This window comes from Variovorax sp. RA8 (assembly GCF_901827175.1).
Lineage (GTDB): Bacteria > Pseudomonadota > Gammaproteobacteria > Burkholderiales > Burkholderiaceae_C > Variovorax.
Genome location: NZ_LR594662.1, coordinates 4,432,056 through 4,446,331, shown reverse-complemented (window position 1 = coordinate 4,446,331; position 14,276 = coordinate 4,432,056). Strand labels below are relative to the sequence as shown.

The following is a 14,276-nucleotide window of genomic DNA, read 5'->3' as shown; positions in this document are numbered from 1 at the left end:
GGCGCCGTGGTTTCAGACACGGCGCGGCCTGTCAGGTCAGCGCCATGCCGCCGTCGACGTTCAGGTTGACGCCCGTGACGAACGCGCTGTCGTCGCTCGCCAGAAACAGCGCCGCTTGCGCCAGATCGTTCGGCTGGCCCAAGCGGCCCAACGGGATCGCTGCCGCCATGCTCTTGTCGAACTCAGGCCGCGCAGCGTCCGTGATGCCCAGCTTCGCGAGGATCGGCGTGTCGACCGGACCCGGGCTCAGCACGTTGACGCGGATGCGGCGCTCCTTGAGCTCGAGCGCCCAGTTGCGTGCGAAGGCCTCGATGGCTGCCTTGCTGCCGGCGTAAACCGCGTGGTTGTCCATCACCTTGCTGCCGGCGATCGAGCTCGTGAGGATGATCGAGCCGCCATCGCGCATGAACGGCAGCGCCTTGGTCACGCCGATAAACACCGCGCGCGTGTTGGTCGCGAACTGCGCGTCGTAGGTGTCGATGGTGACGGCAGACGACGGCTCGAGGATGGCCGTTCCTGCATTCGCCACATAGATGTCGATGGCGCCGAAGCGTGCCTTCACTGCAGCGAGCAGGCGGTCGTGCATCGCCAGGTCGGCCACGTCGCCGACGAAGCCCATCGCGTCCGGGCTGATGCTGGCCAGCGCTGTGTCCACTGCGTCCTGGCGGCGCCCCACGATGACGACGTGGGCGCCTTCCGCCGCGAAAGTTTGGGCGTAGGCCAGGCCGATGCCGCTGTTGCCGCCGGTGATCACGGCCACTTTGCCAGAGAGTTTTTTCATGATGTGTTTCCTTGTTCAACGAAGAGAGAAGTCTTCAATCTAGGGTGTCCACGCGAACTCCAGTAGTGGGCAAAAATGGAAACACTTGTGCCTCGGAGTCTTCAATGAATGTTCTACCCCACGCACCCGGATTGATGGCCTTTGCCACTGCTGTCGAGGCCGGCTCGTTCAGTGCGGCCGCGCGGGTGCTGGGCACCTCACCATCAGCTGTTTCCAAGGGCGTGGCGCGGCTGGAGCAGCGCTTCGGCGTGCGCCTTTTCCAGCGCTCGACGCGGCTGTTGTCGCTCACGCAGGAGGGGGCCGCGTACTACGAACGCATCGCGCCGCTGCTGCGCGCGCTCGACGAGGCCAGCGACGTGATGCAGCCAGTCGGCATGGCGCGGGGCTTGTTGCGCATCACCGCACCCGGTGACCTGGGGCGCATCTTGCTGGAACCCGTGGTCGGCAAGTTCCTGCCCAGGCACCCGGAGCTGAAGCTGGAAATGAGCCTGGCCGATCGCCACGTTGACATGATCCGCGAGGGTTACGACATCGCCATCCGCGCAGGGGACGTGGCGGACTCCGACCTCACAGCGCGGCGCCTCGCCGATCTGCCGCTCGCGCTGGTTGCGTCGCCTGGATATCTCGCGAACCGCGGCACGCCCGAATCGATTGAGGCTTTGCACAGCCACGCGCACGTGCGCTACATGCTGGGCGGCAAGGCCTTTCCGATCCGCTTTGCCGATGGCACCGTGTTGAATCCCCCCGGCGTGTTTGACACGGACAACAGTGTCGCACTGCGCATCGCGGCGCTCGGCGACTTGGGCATCGTGCAGATCCTGCGCCTGTTCGTGCAGGACGACATCGATGCCGGTCGATTGGAGCCCGTGCTGCCATCGCAGCCGTTGCCGCGTGTGACCATCTCGGCCCTGCACGCCTTCGGGCGCCAGGCGCCGGCGCGTGCGCGGCTGTTCATCGAGTTCCTCGCGGTGCAGCTCGAACGTCTGTCCTGAGACAGCGCGGCCTTACAGACCCAGCGCCTTTGCCACGCCCGCGCCGTAGGCCGGATCGGCCCGAGTGCAGTTGTCGATGTGGCGACGCTTGATGAACTCCGGGGCATCGCCCATCGCGCGCGCCGTGTTGTCGAAGAGCACCTGTTGCTGCGCGGGGCTCATCAGGCGGAACAGGTCACCGGGCTGCTTGTAGTAATCGGCATCGTCCTCGCGGAAGTTCCAGAAGTCCGCATCGCCGCGTAGCTTCAGCGGCGGCTCCCGATGGTCGGGCTGTTCCTGCCACTGGCCAAAGCTGTTGGGCTCGTAGTGCGGCGTGCCGCCATAGTTGCCATCGACGCGCATCGTGCCGTCACGGTGGTTGCTGTGCACAGAGCAGCGTGCGGCGTTCACCGGGATCTGATGATGGTTCACGCCCAGCCGGTAGCGTTGGGCATCCGAGTACGCGAACATGCGCGCCTGCAGCATCTTGTCGGGCGACACGCCGATGCCCGGCACCAGGTTGCTCGGTGCGAAGGCGCTCTGCTCCACGTCGGCGAAGAAGTTCTCGGGGTTGCGGTTCAGCTCCATCACGCCCACCTCGATCAGCGGATAGTCCTTCTTGGGCCAGACCTTGGTCAGGTCGAAGGGGTGGTAGGGCACCTTTTGCGCATCGGCCTCGGCCATGACCTGCACGTACAGCGTCCACTTGGGGAAGTCACCGCGGCCGATCGAATCGAACAGGTCGCGCTGGTGGCTCTCGCGGTCGCCGCCCACCAGGGCCGAGGCTTCGGCGTCGGTGAGGTTCTTGATGCCCTGCTGCGTCTTGAAGTGGAACTTGACCCAGAAGCGCTCGTTGGCCGCATTGATGAAGCTGTAGGTGTGCGAACCGAAGCCGTGCATGTGGCGGTAGCTCGCCGGAATGCCGCGGTCGCTCATCACGATGGTGACCTGGTGCAGCGCCTCGGGCAGCAGGGTCCAGAAGTCCCAGTTGTTGCTGGCGCTGCGCATGTTGGTTCTCGGGTCGCGCTTGACGGCCTTGTTCAGGTCCGGGAACTTGCGCGGGTCACGCAGGAAGAACACGGGCGTGTTGTTGCCAACCAGGTCCCAGTTGCCTTCCTCGGTGTAGAACTTGAGCGCGAAGCCGCGGATGTCGCGCTCGGCATCGGCCGCACCGCGTTCTCCGGCCACGGTGGTGAAGCGGGCGAACATCTCGGACTTCTTGCCCACGGCGCTGAAAAGCTTGGCACGGGTGTAGCGCGTGATGTCGTGCGTGACGGTGAAAGTGCCGAAGGCGCCGGAGCCCTTGGCATGCATGCGGCGTTCGGGGATGACCTCGCGGTTGAGGTTGGCGAGTTTCTCCAGCAGCCACACGTCCTGCATCAGCAGGGGGCCTCGCGGGCCGGCGGTGAGGCTATTCTGGTTGTCGACCACGGGGGCGCCGAAGGCAGTGGTCAGCGGCGTCTTGCGCGGCGTGTCGGAGGGATTGCTCATGGAGTGCTTCTCGAAGCAGGGAATGGATGCGCCGTCGAAGGGGCGCGGAGGGGAGGCTCCTAGGTCGCCAGTGCCACGATGGTGGTGATGCCGTTGCGCGCCATCTTGGCGTACGGACAGAACCTCTCGGTGCTGCGCACCAGTTCCTCGGCCACGCTTTTTTCGACGTCGGGCAAGTGAATCCGGACATCGGCCGTGAGCATGAAGAGCCCGTCGACGGGGTCGCGACCGAATGCGACGGACATCTGCACGTTGGCGTCGTGAACCGGAATCCTTCTTTTCGCGGCCAGCAAGTTCAAGGCCCCATGGAAGCACGCGGCGTACGCTGCTGCAAACAGTTGCTCTGGGTTGGTGCCGTCGCCGTCTCCGCCCAGGGCGGTGGGAAGGCGAAGCTGCACGTTCAGGTTGCCGTCTTCGGAGCGCGCCACGCCCGAAGCCCTTCCGTGTTCGGCTTCGCCGCCGCTCACTGTGACGACTGTCGAATAGATCGGTTCGAACGCCTGCCCCTTGTACCTGTCGAGCAGCGCGACGGGAGGCGGTTGCAATCGACCGCATTGCGCCGCTTTCGCTGCGACGACGCCGGCTTTGTCTTTCTGCGTGGGCATTCCAGGCTTCCGTTCAATTCAAGGGGAGGAGCGCTCTACTCAGGCGGCCGACACCTCGAGTTCGAAGGCCGCGCTGATGATGAGACCGAGTTCGTCGCCGATCATCGGGAGCGCGGTGGTGACGCCGTACTCGCTGCGGCGGATGTGCCCCCGGATGTCGAATCCGATCGTGTAGACCTGCTTGGCCGGATTCATGCCGGCACCGACAAAGCTCACGTCGAACGTGACGTTGCGCGTCACGCCGTGCAAAGTGAGTGCGCCAGCCACCTGAAACGAATTTTCGGACAGGGAAAGAGGCGCAGCGAAGTCGAATGCGATCGATGGAAACCGCTGGCCATCGAGCCACTCGCGGCTTCTGAGTTCGTCATCGAGGATCCGGCTCGTCGTTCTCACGTTGGCTACCGGTACGGACACCGCCAGGCGTGTCTGGCTGCCATTTGCTGACAGTGGAATGTCGAGTGTGCCGGCAGGCGCGGTGAATTCGCCGTGGTAGGTCGAGATGCCGAAGTGCGACACGCTGAACAGCACATGCGAATGGACGGGATCGATGACATAGCGCCCGCGGCTTACGTCGGCCAGGTTCGATGAGGCGAATGTGGAGCGCTGGGGGCTGTCGGGCATGGGATTCACCAGGAGGGGGGAGGGGAGCCCTTGGGGGCAGCAGCCCCCGGTCGCGTCAGGCCGCGGCCGAGGGCGGGCTTCGTGTCAGCGTGCGGGCTTGGGCAGCGCGTACCAGGCTTCGAAGTTGAGCGCACCGATGCGTGGGTTGGGGCCCGGCACGAGCGTGTCGTCCTTCAGTTCCGCGCCGAAGTAACGCGCGTGCACGTCCTGGACGACCTTGCGCGGATCGTTGGTCTTGGCGAGAAAACGCTGCACCAGATCGGACAAGCGAACACGCTCTGGGCCCGCAATCTCGACCACGCCGTTCACGGGGCTGCCGAGGGTGTAGTCCGCGACGGCGGCGGCGACGTCATCCGATGCGATCGGTTGCACGAAGGCCGGCGAGAGGTGCACGGTGTCGCCGTCGGTGCCCGACTGCGCGATGCCGCCGAGGAACTCGAAGAACTGCGTCGAATGGACGATGGTGTACGGAATCTTCGATTCGCGGATCAGTTTTTCCTGTGCGATCTTGCCGCGGAAGTAGCCGCTCTCGGAAAGGCGATCGGTGCCGACTACCGACAGCGCGACGTGGTGCTTCACCCCGGCCACGGCTTCCGCGGCCAGCAGGTTGCGCCCCGAGGTTTCGAAGAACTCGAGCACTGCCTTGTCCTCGAACGAGGGCGAGTTCGCCACGTCCAGCACCACCTGCGTGCCTTGCAGGGCCTCGGCCAGGCCTTCGCCGGTGATGGTGTTCACGCCCGAGGCAGGCGATGCGGCGACGACCTCATGGCCGGCGTCGCGTAGCTTGCTGACGACCTTCGAACCGATGAGGCCCGAGCCGCCGATGACAACGATCTTCATGATGATTTCCTTGTAGCCCGCAAGGGGGCGGGTGGTTGATGGGGAGCGGTTCCTGCCAGTGGGACTCAGGCGAGCTTCGCCTTGTCCAGGCCGAAGACCTTGTCGGAGGCGCCGGGCACGCTCTTGAAGGCGATGTTCAGACGGCTCCAGGCGTTCGTCGACATGACCAGGAAGGTGAGGTCGGAGATTTCCTTTTCCGACAGCTGTGTGCGCACCCGCTCGTAGATGTCGTCGGGCACGCCTTGCTCGGGCAGCTTGGTCAGCACTTCGGTCCAGGCCAGTGCCGCACGCTCGCGCGGGATGAACAGCGTCGATTCGCGCCATGCGGCCAGGTGGTACAGGCGCAGCTCGCGCTCGCCCTGGATCTTGGCCTGCTTGACGTGCATGTCCAGGCAGAAGGTGCAGCCGTTGAGCTGCGACGTGCGGATCGACACGAGGTTGCGAAGCGGCTCTTCGATCGCGCCCTCCTTGATGGCATTGAGAAACTCGACGAACTTCTTGAAGAGTTCTTGCGACTGCTCGACATAGTTGACACGTTGGGTCATGACTAGCTCCTGGGAATGGGTGGCGGATGCCTGGACTCAGAATCGGCTGAGTCGTCCGTTTGCGAGGATCGCTTGGACAGGGACATAGCGTAGGTTTGGGAGGTCGCGACCGGTAGCCACGCGCAAGGCTTCACGGTGTTGCCCCTCGCGCAACAATCCCGCCGGGGACTCGGCATGTTTCCGAAATGGCACCAGTCGAAAGTGAAAAGCGGAGAGACCGCGTCCTAGAATTTTTTGGGGCGCCCGGGCCAACGCGGCGTCATCCCATTCACTTTCGGAAAGCCAATCCCATGTTCAAGCACATCACCGTCATGACCGCCGCCTTCCTGGCCGCGACAAGCGTCTTCGCACAATCGGCGGAGAACCAGGCCATCACCGGCAGCAAGCCCCAGGTGCGCGCGCAGGCCAAGGTGGCGGCGAAGACACAGGGCAAGATTGCCGCACCCTCGGGCGACACGGAAAAGACCGCGGAAGGGAGCGCGATCGGAACCGACAGGGCCGCCGTCGCCGGTGAAAAGCGCCACCAGACGCGCGACGCGCGCAAGCCGAATCGTCGCAAGCCCGTTCCCGGCGGCACGCCCAACTGAGCCACGCACTGTTGGGACCGAGCGAAGGAAGCCCGCCAGTCATTTGCGGGCTTCGTCGCATTGGAGGCGCTGCAGTCGTCAGCTGCCGGTCGCCACCGAAAGAGCACGGGCGTTAACCATGTCTGCGACGACGCGCAACACATCGGCCGGCTCCGCGCGCTTTCGAATGTCTTCCTCGATGTGGGCGAAACGGATGCGGCCTTCCTCGTCAATCACATAGGTCGCCGGAACTGGCAGAACCCACAAGCCATTGCCGTTCAGCACGGGAATGTCGGTGCCCACCGAACCGTAGAAGCTCACGAGCTCGGGCGGCAGCGTGAAGGCCAACTCGAAGCCATTGGCGGCCTCGAGGTTCGAATCGCTGAGCACGGTAAACGCGAGCTGGTTGTCCTCGGCCGTTCGCATCGAATGGTCGGGCGTCTGCGGCGAGATCGCCAGCAGCGTGGCACCGAGCCGTGCCAGGTCATCAGCGCGCTGATGCCAGGCCCGCAGCTGGAGGCTGCAGTACCCGCACCAGCCGCCGCGGTAGAAGACCAGCACGAGCGGTCCCTTGCGCCACCAGTCCGACAGACGAACCAGACGGCCAGAGCCGTCCGGCAATGTCGCGTCAGGCGCCAGGTCGCCGGCGCGCTTGGCGCGTGCAGCGATGCCCGTGGCGTCGAACACCGCATCGGCGGTGTCGTTGTGATCAAAGGCGGAAAGTTGCGGGCTCATGGCAAGGCTCTGAAAAGTAGGTGGAGATCGATCGCATCGCAGCCGAGGCTCAGACGAGCTGCTTGTCGACATAACACCATCGCCAGGATTCGCCGGGCTCTACAGACTGCGCGACCGGGTGGCCGGTCTCGTGGAAATGCCCGGTCGCGTGCTTTCCCTGCGACGAGTCGCAACACCCGACGTGCCCGCAGGTCAGGCACATGCGCAAGTGAACCCAGCGGCCGCCGGTGCGCAGGCATTCCTCGCATCCATTGGTGTTCGGCGTGACGGGGCGGATCTGGGCCAAGTGCGCGCAGCCGGCGGTCATGCGTGCACCTGCGCCTGGGACGGTGACAAGAGGAAGGGGATCTTCATGGCATGGGCTCCTTGGCGTTCGCCGGCGGCGAACAGGTCGATCTACATGGATGCATAGGTGGGACCGTCGCCGCCTTCGGGTGCGTTCCACACGATGTTCTGGGTCGGGTCCTTGATGTCGCAGTGTCTTGCAATGGATGCAGTTCTGCCCATTGATCTGCAGCCGGTCCTCGCCCTTGTCGTTCTGGAGGAACTCGTAGACGCCGGCGGGGCAGTAGCGGTTTTCGGGGCCGGCGTACACGCGCAGGTGGACGTCGACCGGCACCGCCGCATCGCGCAGCGTCAGGTGCACCGGCTGGTCTTCCGCATGGTGCGTGTTGCTCAGATAGACCGAGCTCAGGCGGTCGAAGCTGCGCACGCCGTCCGGCTTCGGATAGGCGATGGGCTCGCATTGGTCCGCGGGCCGCAGGCTCGCATGGTCCGGGCGCGTGTTGTGCAGCGTCCATGGCGGCGCGGCAATGCCCAGCTTGGGCATGCTGGAACGCGGCTGTCGGCTCGCCGTCGCGGCCCACACCTCGGGCAGCACCTCGTCGATGGCGCCAGGGTCCATCACCGCCCCTGAGAGCGTGTGCGCACCGGGCTCGCTGCCTTTTTCAAGCACCGCGACCGAGAGGCTCGCATCGATGTGCTTGATCCGGATGGCCGCCGCCATGCCGGCGGGACCACCGCCCACGATGACGACGTCGTAGTCCATCGACTCACGTGCTACGGGCGCAGACAGCGCGGAGGGGGCGGGCGCTGGGGTCATGGACGGGGGGCTACAGGTCGAGCCGGATCGCGCCGTTGCTGACATAACGGGAGAAGTTCTGGAATGGGATGGCCGCCTGCGCGCGGTAGTTCTCATCCTGCCAGCTGAAGACCGTGTCCATCCGGGCGACTTCGACCTGCACGAGACCACGGCGCACTTCGAGCTCGGGGCCGTCGCCTTCGCTGTACTCGACCACGCCGACCACTTCGGCGGTCAGCGTGGTGGCCAGGTTGTCGCGGATCCGTTCGTTCAGGCGCATCAGCTGATCCGGGGCGCTGCGCGCATGCTGGGTATGCGGCGCCAGGCCTTCCTCCATCACGAGCGCCGCATGCACGCCTTCATCGGCATGCATGCGGCGAACGAAGGCCGTCAGCTGGTCGAAGCCGTGCAGTCCGACCTTCGTGCCGATGGCCCAGCGCAGCATCACGAAGTGATAGGCGTCGGCGATGGAGCGCTGGCCCGTGAGCCATGCGCGTCCGGCGAGTTGCGCATCGAGCCGCGCGAGGTACTCGCGCACGTGGCTGCGCGCCGTGGCAGCCAGTCGCGCCGCCTGGCCGTCGTCCGGCAGGTAGCGCTCGGGAAAGAAGATCGGCCTGAACGCCTTGTGCACATCGGAGTTCAGGAAACCGAGCCAGCGCATCACCTCCGCCCGTGCGCGCGGCGACCCGTCGCCAGCCAGCTGCAGTTGCGGATGCAGGTCCGCAAGGTAGCCAAGGATGGCGACGTTCTCGGTCAGCGTGAAGTCGCCATGCACGAGCAGCGGCACAGTGCCCGTCGGGTTGAGTGCCAGGTACTCCGGCGTCTTGATGCTGCGGCGGTCCATGCGTACCGTCTCGTACGGCTGGCCGGACCACTCGAGCACGATGTGATCGGCCAGCGCACTGGCGCCTGGCATGTAGAAGAGTTTCATGGCGCGGGTCCTGTGTGCGTGTGCCGGCTTCCTGTTGCAGGAAGCAAGGGATGCCTTCCACCCGCCGCGTCGCCGTGTTGCTGGTCGGATTTACGCGGGGACACCGCGCCGACGTGAGTCTGTCCCGTGCACGAACGGGTGGAAAGTGCACGCCTCATTACAGCCGCCTCGGCGATCTGACACCCGTCATCTTCGTTGCGGCGGGTGGAATGCAACCGGTGGGTTATTTCACTGGAATGAAGAACTCGGCGCCCTTGTTCTTCACGAGCATGACGACGAACTTCGCAGGTTTGGTCTTGCTTGCGTTGCGCCCGACGGTGTGGATGTCGTCGGGGCCTTCGTAGAACGTGTCGCCGGGCTTGAGCGTGACTTCCTTGCCGCCTTTGACGCCCATCACGATCGAGCCTTCGAGCACGTACACGTAGCTGTGGGCGTCATGACGATGCACGGGGTCGGCGGCGCCGGGCGGATAGTCTACCGTGATCATCAGCACTTCCTTGCCGGGGATGTCCTTCATCTCCTGGGTCAGCAGCGGCGTCACCTTGGCGTCCTTGGGCCCGCCGTGCGCGGCGGCGTGCTGTGACAGGGCAGCGCCTGCGGCGAGCAGGAATGTGAGCCCGAGGCTTCTTGCGATCTTGACCATGGTCTTGCCTTTGTTGATGCGATGGATGAATCGTAGGATCGGGTCATGGGGTGCGGTAGGCCTGTGCGATGGATCACGGTGTTGTCTGCAAGGCACCAATCGCGCATTGGCAGCACGTCCTGGCGCGCCGGCACCAGCCGCAGCGATGGGTGCAGTCATCGTTGATCCTTTCCCTGATGCAGCGCTCGCTGGCGTCGGTCGCCCTGTGCAGGCGTGCGGGTCGGCTGGCTCAGTGCGTTCTCCAGCGCGATGGCAAGGCTCGGGCCCACCAGCGCTTCTTGCCCCATCAGCGCGAGGATTTCCTGGCAGAGCGCATCGGGAGCGGGTGTCGTACCTCGCCGCGCCAGCGCCTCCGCCCATGCGAGCGCGGCCTGCTCCTGCGGCCGGAGTGCCGCGCCCGCTTCGCGCCAATCGGCCACCAGCATGAGCTTGTCGATCGAAAAGCCCGCATCGATCAGCGACAGGAAGTGGGCGTCGATGCGCGCCTCGCATCCATGAGCCTGGGCGACACGCAGCCTGGCCAGCCCGACCAAGCCCATGCAAAGGCCGCTGCGCTCGACGCACCGATGAATGAGATCGGCGGCGGCTTCATGGGGGAAAGGTGGGCTCCCCGGGGGACCTTCGGGTGTCGCAAGGCGGTGTGCGCTTGCTTGGCGCGGCGCCTCGCTCATGCCGGGGGCTCCCCTTCCACAGGCTCGAAACGCGCGCCCGCTTCGAGCGTTCGGTGAACGGGGCATCGCTGCGCCATTTCCACAAGCTCCTCGCGTTGCGCCTGCGTGAGGGGGCCCTCGATGGACACCCGGCGGCTGAAGACATCGGGCGGGGAGGCCGACTTGTCCTTTCGGTGGCTCACCGCGGTGCGGATGCGCGCGACCGGCCAGCCCTTGCTGTCGGCGTAGTGGCGCAGCGTCATGGTCGTGCAGGCGGCGAGCGCGGACGACAGGAGGTTGTAGGGTGTCGGTCCTGAACCGAGCCCTCCCACCGTGGCGGGTTCGTCGGCGAGCCAGCGCGACCCGCCTGAGCGCAGCGCGAGTTGGAATTTGCCCAACCCCGTTTCTTCGGCCTCGGCATCCGCCGCGAGAGGGTGCCCGGCGGGCGGCTCGGGCAGGTAGGGGGCCGCCCAGGTCGCGATGAGGCGCGCGACCTGTTCGGCGTCTTCGCGCTTGGACAGCAGATGGTCCGCATCATCGAGCGAGACGAAACTCTTCGGGTGCCTTGCCGCCAGAAAGATGCGTGTGGCGTTCTCGATGTCGACCGTCCGGTCCTGCGGCGCGTGCAGCAGCAGCAGCGGTCGGTGAAGTGCCGCGATGCGCGCACCCGGGTCGTGTGCACGCAAGTCGTCCACGAAGGCCTTGCCCACCGCCATGGGCCGTCCGACCACCTGGACCCGCGCATGTCCCTCGGTCTCCAGGCGCGCAAGACCCGCCGGGTCCAGCAGGTGCAGCACCTGGGCCACGTCGAACGGCGCAGCAATGGTCGCAATCGCTCGCGCGCTCGCGATGCGGCCTGCTGCGGCGAGCACGGCGGAGCCGCCCAGGCTGTGACCGATGAGCAGGCGCGCCGGCATGCCGGCGGCCTCCATGGCATCGGCGGCGCACACGAGGTCCTGCACGTTCAGCGAGAAGCTCGCATCGGCGAAGCTGCCCTCGCTGTCCCCCAGCCCGGTGAAATCGAAGCGAAGCACGCCGATACCCGCGCTGGCCAGCGCGCGAGCGATGCGCACGGCCGCGAGGTCGTTCTTGCCGCAGGTGAAGCAGTGTGCGAAAAGCGCCCAACCCCGCTGAATGCCCTCGGGCATTTCGAGGCTGCCTGACAGGCGGTGTCCCTGGGCATTGATGACTTCGAAGGGGCGTGTTGGCACGGGGCGAGTTCCTGTGTCTAGAGCAGATGCGTTCGGATCGAGATGCCGGCCTTGAGCGTCAGGGTCACCGGGGTTCGCTCGGCGATGTCGACCAGGCGCGCCTTCTGGACGTCGTCCACACCGCCTTCGCCGCCAAGAACGGAGGGCTCGTCCGAGACGAGCGTTTGGCCGCTGGCCAGGTCGATCTGCGTGCAGTAGTGGTCGCGTCCGATGCGCGCTGTGCCTTGGGCCATGGTCGAGCCTCTTTCTTCACGCCGAAGCGGAGCCTGCGGGCGGCGTGTCCGCAGGCAGGGGGATGAGTTCGCTGTCGCCGGGTACGCCCGCAAAGCGCTGTGCACGCCAGTCGTGCTTGGCCTGTGCGATGCGCTCGGCGCGGGAAGAGACAAAGTTCCATTCGATGTGCCGTGGCTCGGCAAACGGCTCCCCACCGACCAGCACCAACCGCGTGGCGCCGGCCGCGCGCAACACGAGTTCGGCGCCCGGCTTGAAGACCACGAGTTCTCCGGCTTCGAAGCGGCCGGCCTGGCCAATGACCTCGAGCGCGCCTGACACCACATAGACCGCGCGTTCGATGTGCTCTGCCTTCACCCGGTAGCGCGCGGCGTCCTCGAGCGCGATGTCGGCGTACACCATGTCAGAGTACGTGCGCATCGGTGATACCAGGCCGTCGCTGCGTCCGGCGATCAGCGTCAATGTGGCGCCCTCCGATGCCGTGCGGGGACTGGCCGTGGCCAGACCGATGTACGGGTGCGGTCGCACGTCGAAGGCCTGGCCAGCGGCGAAGGTCGCAGGCCCCATGTGGTCGAAGAAGATGAACGGCCCGACCATCCGCCGGTGCGCCGACGGCAAGGCACGCCGAACCTTGAAACCGTCTCCGAGATCGCGCACTGGCGGCAGGATGACGGCTTCGACACCAGCGACTTCGCTCTGGCGAGTGGACATGACAGTCTCAGTCTGCCAGGCGCGCCGCGAGCCGCGCCACGTGTTCACCCTGGAAGCGGGCGATCGACAGCTCGTTGTCCGAGGGCGTGCGCTTGCCGTCGGAGCCGGCCAGCGTGGCAGCGCCGTAGGGCGAACCGCCGGTGATCTCGGCCATGTTCGTCAGGCCTGTGCACGAGTACGGCACGCCAGCGATCAGCATGCCGTGATGCAGCAGCGTCGAATGCAGCGACACGAGGGTGGTTTCCTGTCCGCCGTGCTGCGTGCCTGTCGAGGTGAAGGCGCTGCCGATCTTGTTGATGAGCGCGCCCGAGGCCCACAGGCCACCGGTCTGGTCGAGGAAGGTGCGCATCTGCCCGGCGATGTTGCCGAAGCGCGTGGGCGCGCCAAAGATGATCGCGTCGTAGTCCGGCAACTCCGCCACCGTGGCAATCGGTGCCGCTTGATCGGCCTTGCCGCCGGCCTGGCGGAACGCGTCGGCCGGCATGGTCTCGGGCACGCGCCTGAGGGCCACTTCGCAGCCTTCGACGGATCGCGCGCCGTCGGTGATCGCGTGGGCCATCGTTTCGAGGTGGCCGTACATGCTGTAGTAGAGAACGAGAACTTTGCTCATGGTGAAGGTCCGGGTGTGGTGTGAGGGGAAGATGAAGGGGCTCAGGCGTCGGGCGCGGTCGAATCGCGCCAGCACAGCGCCGCAAGCACGGCACCTTCGCCTTCGATCTCGAACTCGTCGGGCAACGGCCCGTCGATGCGTTCCAGTTGCACGGCGCCGGCCAGCCGTTCGCGCAGATCGCGCGCCCAACGGCTGCCGTGAGCCATCCAGGCGGGGCTGATCTCGTCGCCGTCCAGCGAGGGTTCCAGCATGACGATGACGCGCAGCATGGGCCTGTCCGTCGCCTGGACGGCCCACAGCCGCCGCACGGCGGGCTGTTCGGCGTACCAGCGGGCGAGCGTGCCCGAGGTGGCGCAACGCGGTTCGGAGGCTTGGGGGGAAGCGGCCAGCGAAAGTCTCATGGCGTCCCAGCTTGCTGCGGCATATCGCGCTCTGCGTCCAGCGCGGCTTGCACGCCGGCGTCACCGTCCATCATCCGGACGAAGCGTGCGAGGTTGTCCAGTCCCTGCATGTCGACCTTCTTGGCCGCCGACCAGCGCGAGAGCACGAACAGGTACGGGTCGGCGATGGAGCGTTCGCCGGTGAGCCAGTCGCGCCCTTCGAGTTGGTCGTCGAGTCGCGCGAGATAGTCGCGCACATGGCCGCGCGCGTTGTCGGCCAGCACGGGCGCCATCGCCGCGTCCTTCAGGAAACGCTGCGGCACGAAGATCGGCTTGAACGCCTTGTGCACATCCGAGTTGAGAAAGCCCAGCCAGCGCATGACCTCGGCGCGGGCGCGCGGCGAGCCGTCGCCAAGCAGGCGCGCCGCGGGGTACAGGTCTGCCAGGTAGCCGAGGATGGCGACGTTCTCGGTGAGCGTCAGGTCGCCATGTGCCAGCAGCGGTACCGTGCCGCCCGCGTTGATGGCAAGGTAGTCGGGCGACTTGATGCTTTCCAGGCTCATGCGCACCGGCTCGTGGTCTGCACCGATCCACTGGAGAACGATCAGGTCGGCGAGGGAGCATGCGCCGGGCATGTGATAGAGCTTCATGAGGAATCCGTTGGGTTGAACGT

At 66.0% G+C, this 14,276-nt stretch carries 18 protein-coding genes and 3 pseudogenes; 2 read left to right on the top strand and 19 right to left on the bottom strand.

Features of this window, described 5'->3' with window-relative positions; translation table 11 throughout:
- Window positions 1–31: 31 nt before the first annotated feature.
- The gene (locus E5P3_RS20845; RefSeq protein WP_162587712.1) at window positions 32–781 is read right to left on the bottom strand and encodes an SDR family NAD(P)-dependent oxidoreductase; all 750 of its coding nucleotides are present in this window, start codon (window positions 779–781) and stop codon (window positions 32–34) included.
- A gap of 11 nt (window positions 782–792) precedes the next feature.
- Between E5P3_RS20845 and E5P3_RS20840 the strand changes: the two genes are divergently transcribed.
- Complete coding sequence (locus E5P3_RS20840) at window positions 793–1,773, top strand: LysR family transcriptional regulator (RefSeq protein ID WP_232073240.1); 981 nt, start codon at window positions 793–795, stop codon at window positions 1,771–1,773.
- Window positions 1,774–1,785: 12 nt separating this feature from the next.
- Here E5P3_RS20840 and E5P3_RS20835 read toward each other — a convergent pair whose 3' ends face one another.
- The 5 genes from E5P3_RS20835 to E5P3_RS20815 all read right to left on the bottom strand — a co-directional run bounded on the left by E5P3_RS20835 (window position 1,786) and on the right by E5P3_RS20815 (window position 5,854).
- Entirely contained in the window at window positions 1,786–3,243 is a 1,458-nt protein-coding gene (locus E5P3_RS20835; protein WP_162587710.1) for a catalase, read from the bottom strand.
- A 59-nt stretch (window positions 3,244–3,302) separates the two neighbouring features.
- Window positions 3,303–3,848: an Ohr family peroxiredoxin gene (locus E5P3_RS20830; RefSeq protein ID WP_162587709.1), complete on the bottom strand. Its 546-nt coding sequence runs from the start codon at window positions 3,846–3,848 to the stop codon at window positions 3,303–3,305.
- A 39-nt stretch (window positions 3,849–3,887) separates the two neighbouring features.
- Entirely contained in the window at window positions 3,888–4,469 is a 582-nt protein-coding gene (locus E5P3_RS20825; RefSeq protein WP_162587708.1) for a YceI family protein, read from the bottom strand.
- A gap of 84 nt (window positions 4,470–4,553) precedes the next feature.
- Window positions 4,554–5,309: an SDR family oxidoreductase gene (locus E5P3_RS20820; protein WP_162587707.1), complete on the bottom strand. Its 756-nt coding sequence runs from the start codon at window positions 5,307–5,309 to the stop codon at window positions 4,554–4,556.
- 65 nt (window positions 5,310–5,374) lie between these two features.
- Window positions 5,375–5,854, bottom strand: coding sequence for a carboxymuconolactone decarboxylase family protein (locus E5P3_RS20815; RefSeq protein ID WP_162587706.1), 480 nt, complete (start codon window positions 5,852–5,854; stop codon window positions 5,375–5,377).
- Between the two features lie 290 nt (window positions 5,855–6,144).
- On the opposite strand from E5P3_RS20815, the gene E5P3_RS20810 reads away from it, so the two are divergent.
- Entirely contained in the window at window positions 6,145–6,441 is a 297-nt protein-coding gene (locus E5P3_RS20810; RefSeq protein WP_162587705.1) for a hypothetical protein, read from the top strand.
- A gap of 78 nt (window positions 6,442–6,519) precedes the next feature.
- Here E5P3_RS20810 and E5P3_RS20805 read toward each other — a convergent pair whose 3' ends face one another.
- The 13 genes and pseudogenes from E5P3_RS20805 to E5P3_RS20750 all read right to left on the bottom strand — a co-directional run bounded on the left by E5P3_RS20805 (window position 6,520) and on the right by E5P3_RS20750 (window position 14,253).
- Complete coding sequence (locus tag E5P3_RS20805; RefSeq protein ID WP_162587704.1) at window positions 6,520–7,155, bottom strand: peroxiredoxin-like family protein; 636 nt, start codon at window positions 7,153–7,155, stop codon at window positions 6,520–6,522.
- A 49-nt stretch (window positions 7,156–7,204) separates the two neighbouring features.
- Window positions 7,205–7,390, bottom strand: a pseudogene (locus tag E5P3_RS36170) (UBP-type zinc finger domain-containing protein); the annotation flags it as partial.
- Window positions 7,391–7,551: 161 nt separating this feature from the next.
- A pseudogene (locus E5P3_RS20795) lies at window positions 7,552–7,957 on the bottom strand (4Fe-4S dicluster domain-containing protein); the annotation flags it as partial.
- Window positions 7,958–8,005: 48 nt separating this feature from the next.
- Window positions 8,006–8,203, bottom strand: a pseudogene (locus E5P3_RS36165) (FAD-dependent oxidoreductase); the annotation flags it as partial.
- Between the two features lie 64 nt (window positions 8,204–8,267).
- Window positions 8,268–9,167 carry a glutathione S-transferase family protein gene (locus E5P3_RS20790; protein WP_162587702.1) on the bottom strand — a complete coding sequence of 300 codons (900 nt, stop codon included), beginning with the start codon at window positions 9,165–9,167 and terminating at the stop codon, window positions 8,268–8,270.
- A 223-nt stretch (window positions 9,168–9,390) separates the two neighbouring features.
- Window positions 9,391–9,810, bottom strand: a complete 420-nt coding sequence (locus tag E5P3_RS20785; RefSeq protein ID WP_162587701.1) for a cupin domain-containing protein — start codon at window positions 9,808–9,810, stop codon at window positions 9,391–9,393.
- A 155-nt stretch (window positions 9,811–9,965) separates the two neighbouring features.
- A complete protein-coding gene (locus E5P3_RS20780; RefSeq protein ID WP_162587700.1) occupies window positions 9,966–10,343 on the bottom strand; it encodes a carboxymuconolactone decarboxylase family protein in 378 nt (125 codons plus the stop codon).
- Between the two features lie 134 nt (window positions 10,344–10,477).
- Window positions 10,478–11,671, bottom strand: coding sequence for a bifunctional alpha/beta hydrolase/OsmC family protein (locus tag E5P3_RS20775; RefSeq protein ID WP_232073239.1), 1,194 nt, complete (start codon window positions 11,669–11,671; stop codon window positions 10,478–10,480).
- A 17-nt stretch (window positions 11,672–11,688) separates the two neighbouring features.
- Window positions 11,689–11,904 (bottom strand): hypothetical protein, encoded by a 216-nt coding sequence (locus E5P3_RS20770; protein WP_162587699.1) that lies wholly within the window; start codon window positions 11,902–11,904, stop codon window positions 11,689–11,691.
- 16 nt (window positions 11,905–11,920) lie between these two features.
- The gene (locus E5P3_RS20765) at window positions 11,921–12,613 is read right to left on the bottom strand and encodes a pirin family protein (RefSeq protein ID WP_162587698.1); all 693 of its coding nucleotides are present in this window, start codon (window positions 12,611–12,613) and stop codon (window positions 11,921–11,923) included.
- A 7-nt stretch (window positions 12,614–12,620) separates the two neighbouring features.
- Window positions 12,621–13,223: an NAD(P)H:quinone oxidoreductase gene (wrbA, locus tag E5P3_RS20760; RefSeq protein ID WP_162587697.1), complete on the bottom strand. Its 603-nt coding sequence runs from the start codon at window positions 13,221–13,223 to the stop codon at window positions 12,621–12,623.
- A gap of 41 nt (window positions 13,224–13,264) precedes the next feature.
- Window positions 13,265–13,624, bottom strand: coding sequence for a hypothetical protein (locus tag E5P3_RS20755; RefSeq protein WP_232073238.1), 360 nt, complete (start codon window positions 13,622–13,624; stop codon window positions 13,265–13,267).
- Window positions 13,621–14,253 (bottom strand): glutathione S-transferase family protein, encoded by a 633-nt coding sequence (locus E5P3_RS20750; protein ID WP_162587696.1) that lies wholly within the window; start codon window positions 14,251–14,253, stop codon window positions 13,621–13,623. The genes E5P3_RS20755 and E5P3_RS20750 overlap by 4 nt, the downstream gene beginning before the upstream one ends.
- Window positions 14,254–14,276 lie beyond the last annotated feature (23 nt).